Below are 20,221 nucleotides of genomic sequence, written 5' to 3'. Positions count from 1 at the left end.
TTAACGGTAGTTAGCACTTGGCACTCGGGGAGTGAGACACCTTGGCCGGATCCTCCGACTTCGACCTTTTCCGGACCTCCGAGGAGCACGACATGCTCCGGGACGCGGTCCGCTCGCTCGCCGAGGCGAAGATCGCGCCGTTCGCCGCGGAGGTGGACGAACAGGGCCGCTTCCCGCAGGAGGCCCGGGACGCGCTGGAGGCCAACGACCTGCACGCCGTGCACGTCCCCGAGGCGTACGACGGCGCCGGCGCCGACGCGCTGTCCACCGTCATCGTGATCGAGGAGGTCGCGCGGGTCTGTGCCTCCTCCTCCCTCATCCCGGCGGTCAACAAGCTCGGCTCGCTGCCGGTGCAGCTGTCCGGCTCGGAGGAGCTGAAGGCGAAGTACCTGGGCGCGCTGGCCCGCAAGGAGGGCATGTTCTCGTACTGCCTGTCCGAGCCCGAGGCCGGTTCCGACGCGGCGGGCATGAAGACCCGCGCGGTGCGCGACGGCGACAGCTACGTACTCAACGGCGTCAAGCGCTGGATCACCAACGCGGGCGTCTCCGACTTCTACACGGTGATGGCCGTCACCGACCCCGACAAGCGCTCCAAGGGCATCTCGGCCTTCGTGGTCGAGAAGGACGACGAGGGCCTCTCCTTCGGCGCCCCGGAGAAGAAGCTCGGCATCAAGGGCTCGCCGACCCGCGAGGTCTACTTCGACAACGTCCGCATCCCCGCCGACCGCCTCATCGGCGCCGAGGGCACCGGCTTCGCCACCGCCATGAAGACGCTGGACCACACCCGCGTCACCATCGCCGCCCAGGCCCTCGGCATCGCCCAGGGCGCCCTGGACTACGCCAAGGGCTACGTCGCCGAGCGCAAGCAGTTCGGCAAGGCCATCGCCGAATTCCAGGGCATCCAGTTCATGCTCGCCGACATGGCGATGAAGCTCGAAGCGGCCCGCCAGCTCACGTACGCGGCGGCCGCCAAGTCCGAGCGCACGGACAGCGACCTGACCTTCTTCGGCGCCGCCGCCAAGTGCTACGCCTCCGACGTCGCCATGGACATCACCACCGACGCCGTCCAACTCCTCGGCGGCTACGGCTACACGCGCGACTACCCGGTCGAGCGCATGATGCGCGACGCGAAGATCACGCAGATCTACGAGGGCACCAATCAGGTGCAGCGCATCGTGATGGCGCGAAACCTTCCCTAGGGCGCAACGATCCGGGGGCGTTCGCTATGTCCGGCAATCGTCCGTAGGGCGGGGGTTCGGACGGGTGGGAACGTCACCCGGCGCCTGGTTGTGGTCGGTTTGCGATCAATTGACAAGCGGACTCGACGGCTTGTAGAGGTTTGGTGCCACAAGCGGCGCGGGACGAGGTCCCGCGCCCTGTGTGCTTCCTCGCTTGTGATCCGATCCCGTGAAGGGAAGACGTGTCCATATCCCGCCGCACCGCCATCGCGGTGCGTTCCATTGGCGTCGCCTCCGCCGCAGCCGCGCTCGCGCTCGGCGTCGCAGGCAACGCGCTCGCGTGCAGCATCACCGAATTCTCCGCAGAAGCCGGCTGTGACAACGGCCAGGGCTTCATCAATGTGACCGACAAGGACGGCTCCGGCACCCTGGTGACGATCACCGTCTCGCAGGGCGACACGGTCGTCGCGACCAAGTCCGACGTCAGGGGCAAGGGGGGCAACGGCGAGGTCGTCAGCATCCCCGTCGACTGGCAGCCCGACACCACGTACCGCGTCCACGTGAAGACGCAGAACAACCGGCTCGTGGACAAGGACATCACGCCCGACGTGGTGACCGGTTCGGCCGCCTGCAAGGTGGACACGCCGCCCACGACGCCGGCCACCACGCCCTCGGACACCCCGTCCGACACCCCCTCGGACACGCCGTCCGACACCCCGTCGACGGCTCCGTCCGACACCCCGAGCGCGACGCCGAGCACCAGCGGTGCGGCGGTCGTCGCCGACACCAACGCCCCCTCGCCCGCGGCCGGTGGCACCACCGACCTCGCCGAGACCGGTGGCGGCAGCAACACCGGGATGATCGCCGGTATCGCCGGCGCCCTGGTCGTCGTCGGCGGTGGCGCCGTGTTCGGCCTGCGCCGCCGTACGGCCGGCGCGCGGCACTGACGCCACGCGGCCACGTTCCACGATCACAAGGGCGCGGCCCCCACAGCGAACTCGCTGTGGGGGCCGCGCCCTTCGTGCGGACGGACCTACTTGGTGACCGTCACCTTCTGGTCGTTCTTCAGCTCGTCGAAGAGCTGCTTGGCCTTCGTCATGTCCCACTTGACGGCGTCACCGTCGTTGGGCGTCATGTAGTTGGCGTTGGCGATCGGCACGGTGATGGAGTTGCCGCTGCCGCCCGTGACGCCCTTCATGGCCCAGAACATCGAGGTCAGGTTCATCAGGCTCATCTTCTTGTCGACGATGAGCGTGTCGAGGCCGGACCCGATCACCGGGTAGAGCTTGAACGGGTTCAGGATCGTCGTCGGCGAGGCCGCCTGGTGGGCCAGCGTGGACAGGAACTTCTGCTGGTTGCGCATCCGGCCGAGGTCCTGGTCGGCCTCCTGGTGCCGCTGCCGCACGAAGGCCAGCGACTGCTTGCCGTTGAGCTTCTGGCAGCCGGCCGGGAAGTCGGCGCCGGACGCCTTGTCCTTCAGCGGCTTGTCCAGGCACATGTTGACGCCGCCGAGCGCGTTCACCAGGTTCACGAAGCCGGCGAAGCCGATCTCGGCGTAGTGGTCGATGTGCAGGCCGGTGTTGTACTCGACCGTGCGGGTCAGCAGCTCCGGGCCGCCGTCGGCGTACGCGCGGTTCAGCTTGTGGGTGGAGGCCGCGTAGCGCTTGCCCGACTCCTTGCCGGTGAAGGCCGGGATCGTCACGTACGAGTCGCGCGGCAGGCTCATCATCGTGGAGCCGTTGCTGCCGGTGTGCAGGATCATCATCGAGTCGGTGCGCTGGCCCTCGGCGGCGCCGGTGTGCAGGTCCTTCTCGTCCTGCTTGGTCAGCCCCTCACGGCTGTCGGAACCGACGATGAGGTAATTGGTGCCCTTGCCCGTCGGCGGCCGGTCCTCGACCTTGCTCAGGTCCACCTCGCGGCGCACCTTGGAGTCGGCCCAGAAGTACGTGGAGACGGACACCACGAGCAGCACGACGACCAGACCGAGCGCCGTGACGCCGATCTTCTTGCGGGTGCTCCAGCGGCGGGTGCGCGTGCCGGTGCCGCCGCCGGTCGACGGCGGGCCGTAGCCGCCGCCTCCGGGGCCGCCGGGACCACCGGGGCCGGAACCGCCGGGACCACCGGGGCCGCCGGGCTGGGCCGGGCGGCGTGCGGGCTGCGGTGGGACACCGCCGGCTGCTGCGGCGGCCCGGCGCGGCGACAGTTCGGGCGGCAGCGGCGGCTCGGAAGCACGGCGCTGCTCGGTGTCATCACTCCAACCACTCATGCTGGAAGTGTGCCCGGCCAGGGCTGACGACCGGGAATCCACGGCGGTTCTGTAGCAGACCCGATGCATTCGGCCACCGGCCGCAACCGTTTCGCAACGGACATAAGGTGGCTGACATGATCGATCGTTCCGACGTCCCGTCGCTCCCGGGAAAGCCCACCTCGGCGTCCCGCATCACGCTCTCCCACATCATGAGCGCGCACGACACCAATCTGCTCGGCACCGTGCACGGCGGCGTCGTCATGAAGCTCGTGGACGACGCGGCGGGCGCCGTCGCCGGACGGCACTCCGGCGGACCCGCGGTCACCGGCGCGATGGACGAGATGATCTTCCTGGAGCCGGTCAGGGTCGGTGACCTGCTGGCGGTGAAGGCCCAGGTCAACTGGACGGGCACCACCTCCATGGAAGTCGGCGTCCGCGTCGTCGCCGAGCGCTGGAACGAATCCGGCCCCGCCAAGCAGGTCGCCACCGCCTACCTGGTCTTCGTCGCCGTCGACGTCGACGGCAAGCCGCGCAATGTCCCGCCGGTCCTCCCCGAGACCGACCGCGACCGCCGCCGCTGGCAGGAGGCCCAGATCCGCCGCACCCACCGCCTCGCCCGCCGCCGCGCCATCCTGGAGCTGCGCCGCACCCGCGCGGCGGAGGGCCTGGAGGACTGAGGTCCCGGCGGACCGGGCGCGGGGGCGGGCGTACAGGCGGGCGTACGGGCTAGCAGCCCACGTCGTCACCGGTGAGCGGCGTGTCCTCGGTGCCGGTGGAGCCCGGGTCGGCGGTGACCGGGGTGACCGCCTTGAAGTCCGTGCCGAGGGTGACCCGCATCGTCTTGCCCTGGCCGGGGACGGCGACCAGCTCGGCGCCGGGCAGCGCGGTGGCCAGGGAGGCGGCGGAACGGTCCCAGCCCGGGTCGTAGTGGATGACGGTCCGCTCGGAGCGGTGCTCGGAGGTGCCGGGGGTGCCGACGGTGGCGAAACCGGTCGCGGCCAGCGCCTTCTGGGCGGTCGCGGCGAGCCCGCTGGTGTCGGTGCCGTTCTCCACCGAGACCCGGATCGTCGCCGGGGCGACGTCCACCTTGACGCCCTTGTGCTTCTTCTTCGCGTGGTGCACGGCCAGCGGCCGGTCCGCCCGGATCGCGGCCCACATCTTCCCGGCCTTCGCGGTGTCCCACTTCACGGTGGAGCCGACCCCGTCGACCTCGTAGTCGGTGTCGCTCAGCGGCACCGAGCCGAATTCCGACGAGCCCGCCGAGAAGTTTTTCATGCCCTCCGCGAGGTCGATCAGATCGCTCGACTTCAGGTTCTGGTCGGCCCGCACCGACCCGAGCACCGTCGAGGCGACCTTGCTGAGCTCCAGCGGATTGGCCAGCACACCGCCGCTGGTGACCTTGTGGATGATCTGCGCCATGAAGCGCTGCTGCCGCTGCATCCGCCCGAGGTCCGCCGCGGCGTCCAGATGCCGGGCACGTACGTACTGCAGCGCCTGCCCGCCGTCCAGCTTGCTGGTGCCGACCGGCAGGTCGAGGCCGGTGTAGGAGTCCTTCAGCGGGCGCGTCGTGCAGACCTGGACGCCGCCGATGACGTCGACCGTCTTCATGAAGCTGGTGAAGTCGATCTCCAGGTAGTGGTCGATGTGCACACCGGTCATCTGCTCGACGGTCCGCACCGTCAGCTTGGGGCCGCCGTCCGCGTACGCCTCGTTGATCTTGGCCGGGTGGGTGTCCGGCTGCGCGTCGGTCGCGGGCGCGGCGTTCGCCGTACCGGACGCGGAGGGGTCCGACGACGATGACGACGATGACGGCGGAGGGGACGAGGCGGGCGTCACGGGGGCCGTGGGGGAGGCCGACGCGGATGGATGGTCCGGCAGCCGTACGTACGTGTCGCGCGGGATGCTGACGATGCTTGCCCGCGACCGGTCCGCCGACAGATGCACCAGCATGATCGTGTCGGTGCAGTGACAGGGCGCCCCGCCCAGGTGGTACGCCTTCTTCTCCGCCGGGTCGAGCCCGTCGCGCCCGTCGGTGCCGACCAGCAGGAAATTGGTGCCCTTGGAACCGTCGGGCCGCCCCTCCATGCCGCCGAACGCGTCCACCCGGTCGATGGCGCCGCTCACCCCGGTCAGTACGGCGTGCCCGACGCCGCTCGCGGTGATGACCAGCAGGGCCAGGCCGCCCGCGATCCGGGTGCTCCAGCGGATCGGGGGACGTCGTCGGGTGGGCGGCACTGGGGATCCCTCCGCGCGGGGGACAGGGACGTGCGGACCCGTTCAGGCTAGGGACAAATAGGACTGTCGGTCTTGACCCCACGCGCTGGTGTCCCCCGTTAGCGGTAACGTTTGCCCCGATGAACGCCGCCGACCAAGACCCCGCCGCACCCCGGCCCGCACAGCAGCCCGCGCCTCTGCCCGCGCCGCACTTCTCCGCCGCCCCGGCGGTCTCCGTGATCATGCCGGTGCTCGACGAGGAGCGTCATCTGCGCGACTCCGTCCGGCACATCCTGGCGCAGGACCACCCCGGCGAGCTGGAGGTCGTGATCGCGCTCGGTCCCTCCAAGGACCGCACCGACGAGATCGCCGCCGAACTGGCCGCCGCCGACCCGCGGGTGCGCACGGTGCCCAATCCCACCGGCCGCACCCCCGCCGCGCTCAACGCGGCGATCGCCGCGTCCCGGCACCCCGTCGTCGTCCGCGTCGACGGCCACGGCATGCTCTCGCCGAACTACATCGCCACCGCCGTCCGGCTGCTGGCGGAGACCGGCGCGGCCAATGTCGGCGGCATCATGCACGCCGAGGGCGAGAACGACTGGGAGCGGGCCGTCGCCGCCGCGATGACCTCGAAGATCGGCGTCGGCAACGCGGCCTTCCACACCGGCGGCGCCGCCGCCCCCGCCGACACCGTCTACCTCGGCGTCTTCCGCCGCGAGGTGCTGGAGCGCCAGCGCGGCTACAACGTGGAGTTCATCCGCGCCCAGGACTGGGAGCTGAACTACCGCATCCGCGAGGCCGGCCACCTCATCTGGTTCTCGCCCGAGCTGCGGGTCTCCTACCGGCCGCGGCCCTCGGTGCGCGCGCTGGCCAAGCAGTACAAGGACTACGGGCGCTGGCGGCGCGTCGTCACCCGCTACCACCGCGGTTCGGTCAACCTGCGCTATCTCGCGGCCCCCGTCGCCCTGCTGGCCAACGTGGCGGGCCTGGTCGTCGGCGCGGCCGTCACCCCGTGGGCGCTGCTGGTGCCCGCCGCGTACGTCGCCGCCATCACGGCCGGCTCGCTGCCCGCGGGCCGCGGACTGCCGGTGGGCGCCCGGCTGCGGATCCCGCTCGCGCTGGCCACCATGCACATGTGCTGGGGCTACGGCTTCCTGACCAGCCCGCGCTCGCTGGCCCGCCGGGTGATCGCCAGCCGTCGCCCGGCGGTGCGCGACGGCGAGGACGCGCGCGTACAGGCGTAGCCGCCTTCTCGGCACCGTACGGCAGCGGCCCGCGGGGAGTGTCCCCCGCGGGCCGCTGCCGTATATATACGGCCCGTCCTACCAGCGGTAGATCGGCAGGACCTCCATGCAGCCGGTGGTGTCCGCGCCGTTGGTGGCGTCGGCCGTCGTCGGCACCGAGCCGCTCTTCGGCAGCGTCTTGCTGAAGTCCGTGCCGGTCTTCCAGTCGGCACCGATGGTCAGCGTGATCGCGCTGACGTCCGCGTCCGCCTTCACGTTCGCCGCCGGGATCTTCAGCGCCTTGGCGACCGCCGTCGCGTCCGCCTTGCCCTGCGCGCCGCCGCTCGTCGGATACACCAGCCGGGTGCCGGGGCTGGGCTTGGCCTCCTGCGTCGCCTTCGCCTGGGTGAAGCCCGCGCCCTGGAGGGCGGTGGCGATGTCACCCGCGCGGTGCCCGGTCGGCACCCCGTCGGAGGTGCCGGCCGTGCCGTTGACGACCGTGACCGGGATGGTGCCCGCGGCGGCGGCCGGCGGCCCGGACGGCGCGCTCGTGGTCGGCTTGGCCGACGGAGAACCGGACGCCGGGGTCTTCGCCTTGCCGTTGGCGTCCATCGCCACGTCGTTGCGCAGCAGCGACCAGACCTGGGCGGCGTCCGCGGACGGGATGTAGTGCGCGTCCGGCGCCTCGGGGTCCGCGTCGTGCGGCATCGTCAGCATCGTGATGCGGTTCGACGGCACGGTCTTCAGCTCCATGCCCAGGTCGTACAGCTTCTTCGGGGTGCCGATCTCCTTGGACACCTCGAAGGCCGACATCGCGGTGGTCGCGATCTTGTTGAGCTTGCCCGGGTTGGTGAAGAGATTCTGGCTGCGCAACTGCCGGATCAGCGAACTCATGTACATGTGCTGGGCCTTGGCGCGCATCGCGTCACTGCCCCACGCGTGCCGGGTGCGCAGCCACTGCAGTGCGGTCTCGCCGTAGACCTTCTGCTTGCCCGCCTTCAGGTGCAGGTGCGAGCCGCCGGGCTGCGCCGGGGTGGAGTGGTCGTCCACGTTCTCCTTGACGCAGACCTCGACACCGCCGACGACGTCGGCCATCTTCACCACACCGGAGAAGTCGATGGTCAGCCAGTGGTCGATGTAGACGCCGGTCAGATTCTGCACGGTCGCGAGCGTGCAGCCCGCGCCGCCGCGGCCCAGCGACTCGTTGATGATGGCGTTGGTCGCCGCGTACACCTTGTGCGTCTTGGGGTCCGTGCACTGCGGGATGTTGACCCGGGTGTCGCGCGGGATGCTGACCACCGACATGTTGCTGCGGTCCGCCGACAGGTGGGCGATCATGATCACATCGGCCCGCGGCGGCTCGCCGACGGTGCTGCGGGCGCCGCCGAGCTTGAGGTCCTCGGCGTCATTGCGGCTGTCCGAGCCCAGGATCAGGATGTTCATCGGGGTGTCGCCGTTGGCGTTCGCCTTGGTCTTGGCCACATTCGTGCTGCCGCTGACGCGCTCGCCCTTGCGGATCTTGCCCGACAGGTACTCGTAGTAGCCGTACGCGGCGCCCGCCGTGCCCAGCACCGCGACCGCGAGGCCGATCGACACCCACTTCAGGATGCGCTTCCTACGGCTCTTGGGCCGCCGCCGCGGGCCGCCGCGACGGTGCCCGCCGCCGCTGCCCGCGCCGCGCGGCTCGGGTATTCGGCCCGGCGGTTCCTCCCCGCCGGAGGCGGGGTCGTCCGCGCCGAGGGCGTAGGAGTCGTCCGCGCCGGGCGCGTAGGAACGGGCGTCGTCCCGGTACAGGCCCTCGTCCCACCCGAGATTGTCCGGGTTCGAGGCCGTACCGAAGCCGTTCCCTCCCACCGTGCCGTCGCGCATCCAAACCTCCCCTGTGGCGTAAAGTACGCGGCCCATACTGCGCCGTCCCACTGTCAGACGGCTATGAGCGGCTCAGAGTTGCACCGCGGGATCTTCAATTAGCGGACGCGCGCGCTCCGCCCGGCGGGCGCCGCGCACAGGGCGCGGCGCCGCGTACGCGGTGCGTCACGGCTGGTGAGGTGCGTCACGAGACGGTGAGGTCACGAGACGGTGCGTCGCGAGACAGTGCTCAGGAGGCAGCGGGTCACGAGACGCACTTGGTGCTGTCGGCCTCGGTCTTCGGCAGGTCCGCCGGGGCGGCGGTCGGCGGCCCGATCGGGGTGCCCGGCGCCACGAAGTCCTTGCCGAGCGTCAGCGTCATGTACTCCAGCGGCGCCGCGTCCTTGGTGCCCTGCTTCAGCGCGGAGGCCGGCAGCCCCATCATCGCGGCCAGCGACCGCGCCTGGTCGGCCTGGTTCGGCGCGTAGCTGAGGAACGTCTTGTCGGTCGCCGGCGCGTTGCCGCCGTTGGCCGAACGGTTGACGCCCTCGGTGTTCTGCAGCCAGTTGACGGTGTTCTGCGCCGCCCCGAAGGTGCCGCTGCCGTTGAGCACATTGACCCGGGTGTTGTGCGGGGTCGCCTTGGGGCCGACCAGCCGCGGGTCCGGCGTCTTCGTGGCGGCCGGCTTCTTCACCTCGGTCAGCGAGACGTCGTTCTTGATCAGCGAGAACAACTGCGGCGCCCTGGTCTGGTCGACGACGACGGTGGCGTGCACCTTCTCGTTCGGGTTGTCGACCACCGGCACGGTGACGAAGCTGATGTGCTTGCTGTCGACCTTGCTCAGGTCCTTGGCCAGGCTGGTCAGCTTGCTGACGCTGCCGATCGCGCTGTCCACGGTGAGCGCCTTGGTGGCCGCGTTCGCGAGCGTGAACAGCTTCTTCGGGTTGGTCAGGGTGCCGCTGGACTTGATCTTCCGGATCATCGCGCTCAGGAAGTTCTGCTGGAGCTTGATCCGGTCCAGGTCGCTCTGATTCTGCAGCGCGTGCCGGGTCCTGACGAATTCCAGCGCCGTCTCGCCCTGGATGTTGTGCGGCCCCGCGCTCAGGTCGAGGTGCGACTTGGGGTCGACCAGCGGCCGGGCCAGACACACGTCGACACCGCCGACCGCCGTCGAGAGGGTCTTCACCGCCTCGAAGTTGACCATCATGAAGTGGTCGATGGTCAGCCCGGTCATCGCCGACACCGCGCGCATCGTGCAGCCCGGGTCGCGGCCGTCCACGCCCAGGCTCTCGTTGAACTTCGGCGTGGTGAGCTGAACCGGGGTGCCCGGGATCGTCTTGGTGCTGCCGTCCTTCTGCTTGGTCGGGCAGTCCGGGATGGAGGTGACGATGTCGCGCGGGATGCTCATCGCGGTGGCGTTGCTGCGGTCCGCCGACACATGGAACAGGATCGTGGTGTCCGCGTGGCCGACGCTGCCCGCGTCGCCGTACTTCTTGCCCAGGCCGACCCGGCTGTCGGTACCGATCACCAGGATGTTCATCGGGCCTTCGTGGGTGACGTCCTTGCTGCCCGCGTTGCCGACGTCCACCGTCGTGATGTTGTTGTTGAAGTGCTGGTAGACGAGGTAGCCGCCGACGCAGACCGCGACCAGCACGAAGCTGACCGTGCCCGCGGTCCACAGCAGGGCCTTCTTCTTCCGGGACGCCTTCGGCTTCGCCTTGCGGCGGCTGGGCGGTCCGGCCGCCGCCCGGCCCGTGCCCGTCCCCGTCCTGGCTGTCCCCGTACCGGCTGTCGTGGTGCCGTTCGGTCCGGTGCCGTTGCGCGCGGCGCGGCGGCCGTGGGACGACGGCGGGGGAGCGGCGGCGGACGGGGGCTCGGCGCGGCCGGTGCTCTGCTCCGGCACGGTCGGCTGCGCCGCCGCCGCGTCGTCCGGCTCCAGCCGCAACTGGTACGTACCGGTCGCCGGATCGAGGACCCACTGGTCCGCCGGGTCGATGTTCCTACGGCCTTGCGTGTCCACGGTCGCTGGGGTCCTCCATCCGGGATCGGCCGGATCGCTCACACTAGCCCCACAGTTCAGCGCCGATATGCGCCCGTGACAAATCGAGTGTCCCTACAACCGGACAAAGCGGGCGATCCCGCCGTGCGCCCGGAGGATCCTTTAGTGGGATTTCACCCGCTCTTGCCACAGATGTCGCGGTCGGCGGTGGTGCCGCGGTAGGTGGGCGCGGGCGTCGTGGTGGGGGAGCCGCTCGTGGTGGGCGTACCGGTCGTACTCGGCGTGGACGTACGGCCGTTGCCGTCACCGCTGTTGCTGTCCGCGTTGCCGTTGCCGTCGCCGGACGGGTCCTTGTCCGACACGTTCACCGGCTGGTCGTTGCGCAGCGTCGTGAACAGGGTGTCGGCGGCGGGCTGGACGAGCTGGTCGCGGTTGTGGTCGTTGACGTACGGCTCCTGCGGCACCGTCAGGAAACGGACCTGGTCGGTGGGGATCCGCTGGAGGCTGTGCGCCAGTCCGTACAGCTCGCTGAGCGAGTCCAGGCCCGGGTCGGCGGTCAGCGACGAGGTGGCGGCCGACAGCAGCGGGTAGAGCTTGGTCGGGTTGAGCAGCACCCCGTTGCTGCGGACCTTCTTCAGCAGCGAGCCGAGGAAGCCCTGCTGCCGGTCCATCCGCATCGTGTCGCTGCCGTCGCCGATGCCGTGCCGGGCGCGGACGTACCCCAGCGCCTGCTCGCCGTCGAGCGTCTGCCGGCCGGCGGGCAGGTCGAGGTGCGCGTACGTGTCGTGCACCGGCTCGGCCACGCACACATCGACGCCGTGCACCGCGTCGACCATCTTCTTGAAGCCGTTGAAGTCCACGATCAGGTGATGGTCGATCCGGATGCCGGTCATCTTCTCGACCGTACGGATGGTGCAGGCCGCCCCGCCGGACTCGAACGCCCAGTTGAACTGCTCGAAGCGCTCACGGTCCTCCTTGCCGCTGGGCAGGGTGCAGCTCGGCACGTGTGCCATCAGGTCGCGCGGGATGCTGACGGCGGTGGCGCTCTTCCGGTCGGCGGCGATGTGCAGCAGGATCGTGGTGTCCGAGCGCTGGGTGCCGCTGTCCTCGCCGTACTTGCCGTTGCCGTCGCCGCGGTTGTCCGAGCCGATCAGCAGGATGTTCTCGGCCGAGGTCGGGCCCTCGGTGGGGCGCTCGGAGGCGTGCACCTTCAGGTCGTTCTCGGTGACCCTGTCGGTGGTGATGTTGCCGTCGAGCCGCTGGTACAGATACCAGCCGGTGCCGGCGCACGCGAGGACGAGGACGGCCGTGCCGACGGCCGCGACCTTCAGCCAGCGGTGCCGGCGGGGGCGGGGCGCCGCTTCCGCGGCCTCGGGTATGCCGGGCGCGGCGGGCATGTCGGGGGAGTCGGGAGTGGCGGGGTCTTGGGGAGCGGTGGGGCCCTCGGTCGCGGCGGGGCCTTCGGCTTCGGCGGCTTCGGCGGTCCCAGGAGCTTCGGGTGCGTCAGGAGCTTCTGGTACGTCGGATGCTTCTGGTACGTCGGATGCTTCTGGTACGTCGGGTGCGTCGGCGGATTCGGGAACGGCGTCGCCCTGCGGAGGCTCTGCTGGCGTGGTCACGTCGGGGCCCGTCTCTCGGAAGTCACCGGTCGCCGGGGACAGATGTGCTATTACCCGTCCGGCATTCGTTCAGACAGCCGAATTGGGCAGTTGGTTGCCTGGGTACCCGAAATCCACAGGCGGCCGACGGGGCGGCGTGACAGGTGTGACGGACGCGACACCGGCGATTCCGTGTGACGCGCCGGAAACGTATCCGGCCCCGCGTCTACACCGACGCGGTGACCCGCTCCGCGTCCTTGCGCTGGGCCAGCCGCTCCGCCGGCAGCTGGTCCAGGTGCCGGCAGAGCACCACGGAGGCGTCGGCGGCGAGCGGCGCGAGCAGGCCGGCGGCCAAGCCGTCCCAGCCGTCGAAGGGCAGCCCGGACAGCAGCCGCGCGCCCCGGTCGAGTCCCAGCGCGGCGGCCGAGGCACGCGCCCGGGCCACGACCTCGGCACCGGTCAGCGGTGTGTCCCCACCCGGCAGTACGAGTGCGGGCGCGTCCGGGGCGACCGGCGCGTACGGCACGAAGCGGTCGCCCTGGCCGGGCACCTCCACCGCGTAGTCGACGAAACCGGCGGGCGGCTGCGGAAAACGCCCGCCCAGCGGGCGCAGCGCCAGCGCCACCCGCTCGCCGCGGCACGCCAGTGCCGCGTCCAGCGTGTCGGGACCGCTCACCACCAGGTCGGCCGCCGCCGGATCGCCGCCGGGCGCCACGACCACGCCCGTCGCGAAGCCCGCGAGCACCCACACCGCGGTCTGCCAGTGCGCGGGCAGCAGCAGCGCGAGCCGGTCGCCGGGCTGGGCGTTCAGCTCGTCCTGGAGCAGATTCGCGGTCTTGGCCACCCAGTTCGCGAAGGTCGCCACCGACAGCTCGACGCGTTCGCCGGTCGCGTCGTCGTAGAAGGTGACCAGCGGACGGCCCGGGTCGCCGCGCAGCGCGGCGTCGAGCAGGCCCGCGGGCGTGGCCGGGGAGCCGGGCGTAAGGGGAGTACCGGGCGTGCTGGGCGTGTTGGCGGTCGGCGTCACGCGTGTCAGGCTACCTCCAGCGATCACGGCGGCCCGCTCGTCCGGCTGTTCGCCCTTCCGTTCGTCCTTCTGCTCGTTCGTCCGCTCGTCGGTTCATTCGTCGGTTCATTCGTCCGTACGAGTGCTGGTGCGGCGGCGCGGCCGACTGTCCGTCAGATCGTGATTACTCAGCTTTACGGCTTATGTCACTATGCTTGCCATGCGAGCACACCCCGCCCCCGCGGCCCCCGCGGAGCGCCCCGTGGAGAGCCCCGTGGAGAGCCCTGCGGCAACCGAAGCGATCCTCCTGGTCGGAGGCAAAGGCACCCGGTTGCGACCGCTGACGATGCACACCCCCAAGCCGATGGTCCCGGCCGCCGGAGTGCCGTTCCTCACCCACCAGCTCGCGCGCGCCGCGGCGGCCGGCGTCGAGCACGTGGTGCTCGCCACCTCCTACCTCGCCGAGGTCTTCGAACCGCACTTCGGCGACGGGTCCGCGCTCGGCCTGCACCTGGAGTACGTCACCGAGACAGAGCCCCTCGGCACCGGCGGCGCCATCCGCAATGTCGCGCACCGCCTGCACTCCGCGCCCGGCGACCCCGTCCTCGTCCTCAACGGCGACATCCTCACCGGGCTCGACATCCCCGCCCTCGTCGGCACCCACCGCGCCACCGGCGCGGACATCTCGCTGCACCTGACGAAGGTCCCCGACCCGCGCGCCTTCGGCCTGGTCCCCACCGACCCCGACGGCCGCGTCACCGCTTTCCTGGAGAAGCCGCAGACGCCCGAGGAGATCGTCACCGACCAGATCAACGCGGGCTGCTACGTCTTCACCCGCTCCGTCATCGACACGATCCCGGCCGGGCGGCCGGTCTCCGTCGAGCGCGAGACCTTCCCCGATCTGCTCGCCGTCGGCGCCCACCTCCAGGGCATGGTCGACTCCACCTACTGGCTCGACCTCGGCACCCCGCAGGCTTTCGTCCGCGGCTCCGCCGACCTCGTACTCGGCCGCGCGCCGTCGCCCGCCGTCCCCGGCCAGTGCGGCGACCACCTCGTCCTGCCCGGCGCCCACGTCGCCGACGACGCCAAACTCTCCGGCGGCAGCTGCGTGTCCGCCGGCGCCGTCATCGGCTCCGGCGCCCGCGTCGTCGGCAGCACCGTCCTCGCCGGCGCCACCGTCGAACCCGGCGCCGTCGTCCGCGACTCCCTCGTCGGCACCGGCGCCGTCATCGGCGCCCGCACCATCCTCGAAGGCGCCGTCATCGGCGACGGGGCCCATGTGGGCCCCGACAACGAACTGCGCGACGGCGTCCGCATCTGGTGCGGCGCGCGGATCCCCGCGGCGGCGATCCGCTTCTCGTCCGACGAGTAGGACCCGGTGTTCCCGGGCCGGGGTGTCGGCGTCGCCGTTGTACGGGGTCAGGCGCCGTGACGGCGGCGGGCGTCGCCGTGGTGCGTGAGCCATGCCGGGCCCCGGGTACAGCGGGCCGGGGTGTCGGCGGGTGCCGGTAGCCTCGCGGGGTGCCAGTTCCGCGCCCCCGACCCGCAGCCGCCCCGGCCGCGCCAGAGCCCCCGGCGGCACCCGCGCCATCCGCAACGCCGGCGGCACATAGGTCATCCACAGGTGCGCACACACGGACCTGGTCGCCGGAGGGGCCGCTGGACATCCGGCTGACGCTCAATCCGCTGTGCAGGGGCTACGGCGACCCGGCCTTCCGGATCGAACGGAACGGCACCGTGTGGCGGGCGAGCCGTACGCCCGAGGGCCCGGGCACTTTGCGGCTGACCGGCAGCCCGGCCGAGATCGAGGCGTACGCCTGGGGCCCCGGCGGCCCGTGGCTGCTCGACGCGCTGCCGGCGCTGCTCGGCGCCGACGACGACCCCGCCGCCTTCACCCCGCGGCACCGCCTCGTGCACGCCGCCCACCGGCGCAACCCCGGTCTGCGGCTGACCCGTACCGGGCTCGTCCTCGAATCGCTGATCCCGTCCATCCTGGAGCAGAAGGTCACCACCACCGAGGCGTACCGCGGTTGGCGGCTCCTGCTGCACCGGCACGGTGAGGCCGCGCCGGGGCCCGCGGGGGCCGACCGGATGCGGGTCATGCCGGACGCGCGCGGCTGGGCCCTCGTACCGTCCTGGGACTGGCACGGCGCGGGCGTCGACAACAAGCGGGCGTCCACGGTGCTCCGCGCGGTCCGGGTCGCGGCCGGCCTCGAAGCGGCCGCCGCCCTGCCGGTGGCCGAGGCGTCGGCCCGGCTCCAGTCGGTGCCGGGCATCGGGCCCTGGACGGCGGCGGAAACCCTCCAACGCACCCACGGCGCGGCCGACGCCGTCACCGTCGGCGACCTCCACCTCCCGCACCACATCGGCTACGCCCTCACCGGCGAGCGCCGCTCCTCCGACGAGGTCATGCTCCAGCTCCTGGCCCCCTACGCGGGCCAGCGCCACCGCGCCACCCGTCTCATCCTCCTCAACTCCCCCTCCCCACCCCGTCACGCCCCCCGCCTCGCCCCCAACCCCCCGTCCCACCGCTCCTGACCCCAGCTCTCCGCCGCGGGCGATCCCCCCGCAGCCCACCCCACTCCCGCCACAGGAACCACCGAGCACCGTCCGCCGCCGACGTACCGTTCGCACCCACCCCCGACCCCCACCCGTCCCCGGCACGGGAACCACCGAGCACGGTTCGCCGCCGACGTGCCCGGAGGGGCCGGGTCGGGGTGTCCCCGCAGATTTGCGTGCAGACACATGGGTGCCGAATACGTACGAAGGGTGCCGCACGCAGCTCGAGGAGACACCCCGGCCCGGCACCGACCCCCGACGACAAGGGCAAGCGCACCCCGGGAAGCCGGGAAGACCAGAGGCGCACCCGCCTCCAGGAAAACCTCAGCGCACCGCGATGAAGTCCTCGACCTCCCGGTCCCCCCGAACCCGGGGCGCCACCGCCGGCCGCCCGATGGCGACCGCACCCATCGGATCCCAGTCCCCAGGAAGCCCCAGCACGTCCCGCACGACGTCACGACAGAACATCGTGGACGACACCCAAGCAGAGCCGAGCTGCTCCCCGGCCAGCGCCACAAGAAAGTTCTCCACCGCCGCCCCGAGCGCCACCACGAACATCTCCCGCTCAGCAGCCCCCCGCCGCCCATCGGGATACTCGTGCGCCCCATCCGCGACCAGACAAGGCACCGCCAAATACGGCGCGTTCCGCAGCACATCCCCCCGCCGCAGCCGCCGCGCGACCGACTCCTCCGAGAAACCGTCCCGCCGCAGATCCGCCGCCCACGCCTCCCGCATGGCATCGAGCAACCGCACCCGCACCTCGGCCGACTCCAGAAGAACGAAGCGCCACGGCGTGGTGTGGTGCGGCGCGGGCGCGGTGATGGCAAGGGCGACGGCCCGCCGCACGGCGGCCGGATCAACCGCCTCATCGGTGAACTCCCGCACGGTGCGCCGCAACGACACCGCCTCGCGCACCGCTTCTGACGTACCGAGCCGGAACATGTCGTTGGCGGCGACCCGCACAAGAGGCCGCGCCCCAGGATCGGCCTCGGCCGGGCCGCCGTCACCGACCTCCGCCCCGCGGACCACGGCGTCACCGAGCCCGCGCACCACGGCCACCGGCAACCCCCCGACCTTGCCCTTGACCAGATCGCCGGCGGCAGCCAACTCGTCCGCGGTGGCCGTCACCGTCGCGCTCATCAGATTGCCGTGACTGTCGTGCCTGCCCCGCAGGTCGTCCAGGACGCGGACACCGGCCGCACCGATGGCGACATCGGTGAGGCCCTCCCGCCAGGGCCGCCCGAAGGTGTCGGTGACAAGCACACCGACCCGTACGCCGAGGATCTCGCGGAGCCCGTCCCGGATGCGCCGGGCGGAGGCATCGGGGTCCTCGGGGAGCAGAAGAACGGTGCCCGCCGGTGTGTTGGACGCGTCCACCCCGGCCGCGGCCATGACGAAGCCGTGCCGGGTCTCGACGATCCGGGTCGGCCCGCGCCGGGCCACCAGCCGTACGGCCTCGGCGTCGATGGCGGCCTCGCGGTCGTCGGCCTTGACGATCCGCCCCTCGGCCTTGCTGACGATCTTCGAGGTGACCAGCAGCACGTCGCCGTCGGCGAACGCGGTGCCGGTGGCGGCGATCACCTTGGCGAGGTCGGCGCCCGGCTGCACCTCACCGATGCCGGGCACGGCGAAGACCTCGTAGCGCGGCGCGTCCGCGCCGGAAACCGTCATGCCCGTACCTCCTCGGCGAGCGTCAGCGCCTCCCTGGCCATTTGCGCCGTGGCCTCGGGACCGTCCATCAGCAGCGGCACGGCGCGGCAGCGGATACCGGCCGCCTCCACCTCGGGCACGGCAGCGGCGTCGACGGTGTCGACGAGCCAGCCGTCGAGCAGCCCGGAGCCGTAGTGCGTGGCGACGGCCGCGGCCGTCGACTCGACGCCGACGGCGGCCAGCACCTTGTCGGCCATGCCGCGCACCGGGGCGTCGCCGATGATCGGGGACAGGCCCACCACGGGCACCCCGGCCTCGGCGATGGCCTCGCGGACGCCGGGCACGGCGAGGATGGTGCCGATGCTGACGACGGGGTTGGACGGCGGGAAGACGATGACGTCTGCCGCGCCGATCGCCTCCAGCACGCCGGGCGCCGGCTTGGCGGCCTCCGCGCCGACGGGCACGACCGCGTGCGCGGTGACGGCCGCCCGCAGCCGTACCCAGTACTCCTGGAAGTGAACGGCCTTGCGCTCACCGTCGATCTCGACCAGCACATGCGTCTCGACCCGGTCGTCGGACATCGGGATCAGGCGTACGCCGGGCTTCCAGCGGGCGCACAGCGCTTCGGTGACGGCACTGAGCGGGTAGCCCGCGCCGAGCATCTGGGTGCGCACGATGTGGGTGGCGAAGTCCCGGTCGCCGAGCCCGAACCACTCGGGTCCCACGCCGTACGCGGCGAGTTCCTCCTTGACCGCGAAGGTCTCCTCGGCCCGGCCCCAGCCCTGCTCCTCGTGGATGCCGCCGCCGAGGGTGTACATCACGGTGTCGAGGTCGGGGCAGACCTTCAGACCGAACAGATGGATGTCGTCTCCGGTGTTGCCGATGACGGTGATCTCCGCCTCCGGCGCCGCTGCCTTGAGGCCGCGCAGAAAGCGCGCCCCTCCGATACCTCCGGCCAGAACCACGATTCGCATGGTTCACAGTCTGTCAGCCCGTCGCGGCGGCCCGGGAGGAGACGGCGGACCGCGGGGCGGCGGACGTGCAGGCGTGCGGGGTCATTTCGGTGAGACCGGGGAAGTAGACGTGCAGGCTCACCGCGGGTTCCAGTGCGTCGTTGACGACCTCGTGGACGTAGCCGGGGGCGAAGGCGCGCTGGGCGCCCTCGGCCAGGGTCCGGCTGATCTCGCCACCGGTGCCGACCCCCACACCGGTGCCGACTCCCACACCGGTACCGCCCCCGGCACCGCTCCGGCTGCGCTCGCGCAGCGAACCCTGGAGGACGGTGAGGACACCGGAGGAGGGACCGTGGTCGTGCAGACCGCTGCTCTGGCCGGGCAGCCAGCTCAGCAGCCACACCTCGTAGCCGGGGCCGGTGCGCAGGCGTGCGTACCAGCGGGTGGTGGCGTCGTAGCGCACCTGGGGGGCCCAGCGCTCGCGGTCGGCGGCGATGGAGCGGGCGAGTCCGGCGAACTCCGCGACGGTGCCGGGGTGTTGCGGCACCGGGGGGAGCAGGTGGGGCAGGGCGAGCGGGTCACCGGCGATCGAGACATCGCTGTACATGAAGGTGTGTTCCTTGGTGATGCGCGAGTGGCGAGGCGGTGCCAGGTCCGTGATCAGGTCCTGGACAGGGGACTCAGCGGCAACGACAGGAACGACAACAGCTCTGTGCGAGCGCGACGCAGCGGGACTCGCGACGGCGAGTCCGGTAGGGCGCGTGGTGCTCAGCAGGCATGTGCACAAGGACACCGGTCCCGCGCACCGCTTGTCAACCCAATGTCCGGAATGTCGCGAATCTTTCACCTGATCCGGCAGAAGTGATTGGTGAAAGGTTTGTGCGCAGAAGTGTGCGGATATGTGGTGCGGCAACCGCATGAAGAGCACGTTGTGCTGTTGTGCTTCTGTGATCGGAATGTGATCCACAACGCTTCACCCGAATGGCGGAACGCGGCGCGTTGCCAAGGCGTCTGACGAGGTGTGAGCGGTGGACTGACTGGACCATGGTTGACGGGTACCGGATTTTAGGCCGATATCAACACTTTCTGTCACCTCTTGGTTCAGCGGAGTGAATAACGGGCCCAATAGCAGATCTCGGCTTGACTGGCCCGGATCGGCACACTTGTAATTTCACTCGTGTCGTTAGGCCGCTCATGGTGACGGCAACATCACGGGGAAGCACGACAGACGAGGGGCGCGCATGACCGAGCAGTTCCAGTTGCTGCTGGCCGAAGAGGCCGACGAGGAACTCGGCTGGCAGGAGCGCGCGCTGTGTGCGCAGACCGACCCTGAGTCCTTCTTCCCGGAAAAGGGCGGTTCCACACGTGAGGCGAAGAAAGTCTGCCTCGCCTGTGAAGTCCGTTCCGACTGCCTGGAGTACGCCCTCGCCAACGACGAGCGGTTCGGCATCTGGGGCGGCCTGTCCGAGCGCGAGCGCCGCCGCCTGAAGAAGGGCGTCGTCTGACCGCGCACCCCGCCGCGGCCCGGCCCCGGGCGGCCCCCGGGACCGGCCGCGCACCGCACCGTTTTTCCCGGACGACAGCCCGCTTCCCGCGCCCACCGGCACGGGAGGCGGGCTGCTGTTGTTCTCACACCCGGACGGAGCCGGCGGCGTAAGCCGTTAGTGTGGGGGCCCGTCCGAGACGCTCCCCGCCCCCAGTGGGCCGACGCGTCAGCCGCAGTCCAGCGAACCGGGGCCCGAACC

Annotated in this window: 16 protein-coding genes; 7 read left to right on the top strand and 9 right to left on the bottom strand. The window is 71.2% G+C overall.

What is annotated here, in order from left to right:
- The first annotated feature begins 41 nt into the window (after positions 1-41).
- Complete coding sequence (locus BM076_RS15005; RefSeq protein WP_093714039.1) at positions 42-1,199, top strand: acyl-CoA dehydrogenase family protein; 1,158 nt, start codon at positions 42-44, stop codon at positions 1,197-1,199.
- Positions 1,200-1,420: 221 nt separating this feature from the next.
- Positions 1,421-2,125, top strand: a complete 705-nt coding sequence (locus tag BM076_RS15000; RefSeq protein WP_093714038.1) for an LAETG motif-containing sortase-dependent surface protein — start codon at positions 1,421-1,423, stop codon at positions 2,123-2,125.
- Positions 2,126-2,211: 86 nt separating this feature from the next.
- On the opposite strand, the gene BM076_RS14995 is transcribed toward BM076_RS15000, so the two are convergent.
- Positions 2,212-3,444 (bottom strand): LCP family protein, encoded by a 1,233-nt coding sequence (locus BM076_RS14995; RefSeq protein ID WP_093714037.1) that lies wholly within the window; start codon positions 3,442-3,444, stop codon positions 2,212-2,214.
- 116 nt (positions 3,445-3,560) lie between these two features.
- Here BM076_RS14995 and BM076_RS14990 point away from each other — a divergent pair, with 116 nt between their 5' ends.
- On the top strand, positions 3,561-4,103 hold the full coding sequence (locus tag BM076_RS14990) for an acyl-CoA thioesterase (RefSeq protein WP_093714036.1): 543 nt from the start codon (positions 3,561-3,563) through the stop codon (positions 4,101-4,103).
- Positions 4,104-4,152: 49 nt separating this feature from the next.
- Here BM076_RS14990 and BM076_RS14985 read toward each other — a convergent pair whose 3' ends face one another.
- On the bottom strand, positions 4,153-5,661 hold the full coding sequence (locus BM076_RS14985; protein ID WP_093714035.1) for an LCP family protein: 1,509 nt from the start codon (positions 5,659-5,661) through the stop codon (positions 4,153-4,155).
- Between the two features lie 119 nt (positions 5,662-5,780).
- On the opposite strand from BM076_RS14985, the gene BM076_RS14980 reads away from it, so the two are divergent.
- Entirely contained in the window at positions 5,781-6,884 is a 1,104-nt protein-coding gene (locus BM076_RS14980) for a glycosyltransferase family 2 protein (protein WP_093714034.1), read from the top strand.
- A 78-nt stretch (positions 6,885-6,962) separates the two neighbouring features.
- On the opposite strand, the gene BM076_RS14975 is transcribed toward BM076_RS14980, so the two are convergent.
- From BM076_RS14975 to BM076_RS14960, 4 genes are all read right to left on the bottom strand, one after another.
- Complete coding sequence (locus BM076_RS14975; protein ID WP_093714033.1) at positions 6,963-8,732, bottom strand: LCP family protein; 1,770 nt, start codon at positions 8,730-8,732, stop codon at positions 6,963-6,965.
- 244 nt (positions 8,733-8,976) lie between these two features.
- Complete coding sequence (locus BM076_RS14970; RefSeq protein ID WP_093714032.1) at positions 8,977-10,731, bottom strand: LCP family protein; 1,755 nt, start codon at positions 10,729-10,731, stop codon at positions 8,977-8,979.
- A 152-nt stretch (positions 10,732-10,883) separates the two neighbouring features.
- Complete coding sequence (locus BM076_RS14965; protein ID WP_093714031.1) at positions 10,884-12,107, bottom strand: LCP family protein; 1,224 nt, start codon at positions 12,105-12,107, stop codon at positions 10,884-10,886.
- Between the two features lie 427 nt (positions 12,108-12,534).
- Entirely contained in the window at positions 12,535-13,260 is a 726-nt protein-coding gene (locus BM076_RS14960; protein ID WP_245796093.1) for a TIGR03089 family protein, read from the bottom strand.
- Positions 13,261-13,534: 274 nt separating this feature from the next.
- On the opposite strand from BM076_RS14960, the gene manB reads away from it, so the two are divergent.
- The gene (gene manB, locus BM076_RS14955) at positions 13,535-14,686 is read left to right on the top strand and encodes a mannose-1-phosphate guanylyltransferase (protein ID WP_093714029.1); all 1,152 of its coding nucleotides are present in this window, start codon (positions 13,535-13,537) and stop codon (positions 14,684-14,686) included.
- Positions 14,687-14,835: 149 nt separating this feature from the next.
- A complete protein-coding gene (locus BM076_RS14950) occupies positions 14,836-15,852 on the top strand; it encodes a DNA-3-methyladenine glycosylase family protein (RefSeq protein WP_407640656.1) in 1,017 nt (338 codons plus the stop codon).
- A gap of 345 nt (positions 15,853-16,197) precedes the next feature.
- On the opposite strand, the gene BM076_RS14945 is transcribed toward BM076_RS14950, so the two are convergent.
- The 3 genes from BM076_RS14945 to BM076_RS14935 are packed head-to-tail and all read right to left on the bottom strand — an operon-like array spanning position 16,198 to position 19,083.
- The gene (locus BM076_RS14945; RefSeq protein WP_093714028.1) at positions 16,198-17,544 is read right to left on the bottom strand and encodes a coenzyme F420-0:L-glutamate ligase; all 1,347 of its coding nucleotides are present in this window, start codon (positions 17,542-17,544) and stop codon (positions 16,198-16,200) included.
- The gene (cofD, locus tag BM076_RS14940) at positions 17,541-18,497 is read right to left on the bottom strand and encodes a 2-phospho-L-lactate transferase (protein WP_093714027.1); all 957 of its coding nucleotides are present in this window, start codon (positions 18,495-18,497) and stop codon (positions 17,541-17,543) included. Before cofD ends, BM076_RS14945 begins: the two co-directional genes overlap by 4 nt.
- Before the next feature lie 13 nt (positions 18,498-18,510).
- Positions 18,511-19,083, bottom strand: coding sequence for a cysteine dioxygenase (locus BM076_RS14935; RefSeq protein ID WP_093714026.1), 573 nt, complete (start codon positions 19,081-19,083; stop codon positions 18,511-18,513).
- Positions 19,084-19,717: 634 nt separating this feature from the next.
- Between BM076_RS14935 and BM076_RS14930 the strand changes: the two genes are divergently transcribed.
- Positions 19,718-19,981: a WhiB family transcriptional regulator gene (locus BM076_RS14930; RefSeq protein WP_031519519.1), complete on the top strand. Its 264-nt coding sequence runs from the start codon at positions 19,718-19,720 to the stop codon at positions 19,979-19,981.
- Positions 19,982-20,221: the final 240 nt, after the last annotated feature.

Origin of the sequence: Actinacidiphila alni (assembly GCF_900112845.1) — a bacterium.
GTDB classification, from domain to species: domain Bacteria; phylum Actinomycetota; class Actinomycetes; order Streptomycetales; family Streptomycetaceae; genus Actinacidiphila; species Actinacidiphila alni.
This window is presented reverse-complemented; position numbering and strand designations above follow the sequence as displayed.

Excerpts from the sequence above, each read along its gene's own strand:
- BM076_RS14995 (WP_093714037.1), bottom strand. The coding sequence starts at position 3,444 with ATGAGTGGTTGGAGTGATGACACCGAGCAGCGCCGTGCTTCCGAGCCG.
- manB (WP_093714029.1), top strand. The coding sequence starts at position 13,535 with ATGCGAGCACACCCCGCCCCCGCGGCCCCCGCGGAGCGCCCCGTGGAG.
- BM076_RS14935 (WP_093714026.1), bottom strand. The coding sequence starts at position 19,083 with ATGTACAGCGATGTCTCGATCGCCGGTGACCCGCTCGCCCTGCCCCAC.
- cofD (WP_093714027.1), bottom strand. The coding sequence starts at position 18,497 with ATGCGAATCGTGGTTCTGGCCGGAGGTATCGGAGGGGCGCGCTTTCTG.
- BM076_RS14930 (WP_031519519.1), top strand. The coding sequence starts at position 19,718 with ATGACCGAGCAGTTCCAGTTGCTGCTGGCCGAAGAGGCCGACGAGGAA.
- BM076_RS14965 (WP_093714031.1), bottom strand. The coding sequence starts at position 12,107 with ATGCCCGCCGCGCCCGGCATACCCGAGGCCGCGGAAGCGGCGCCCCGC.
- BM076_RS14945 (WP_093714028.1), bottom strand. The coding sequence starts at position 17,544 with ATGACGGTTTCCGGCGCGGACGCGCCGCGCTACGAGGTCTTCGCCGTG.
- BM076_RS14990 (WP_093714036.1), top strand. The coding sequence starts at position 3,561 with ATGATCGATCGTTCCGACGTCCCGTCGCTCCCGGGAAAGCCCACCTCG.
- BM076_RS14975 (WP_093714033.1), bottom strand. The coding sequence starts at position 8,732 with ATGCGCGACGGCACGGTGGGAGGGAACGGCTTCGGTACGGCCTCGAAC.
- BM076_RS14980 (WP_093714034.1), top strand. The coding sequence starts at position 5,781 with ATGAACGCCGCCGACCAAGACCCCGCCGCACCCCGGCCCGCACAGCAG.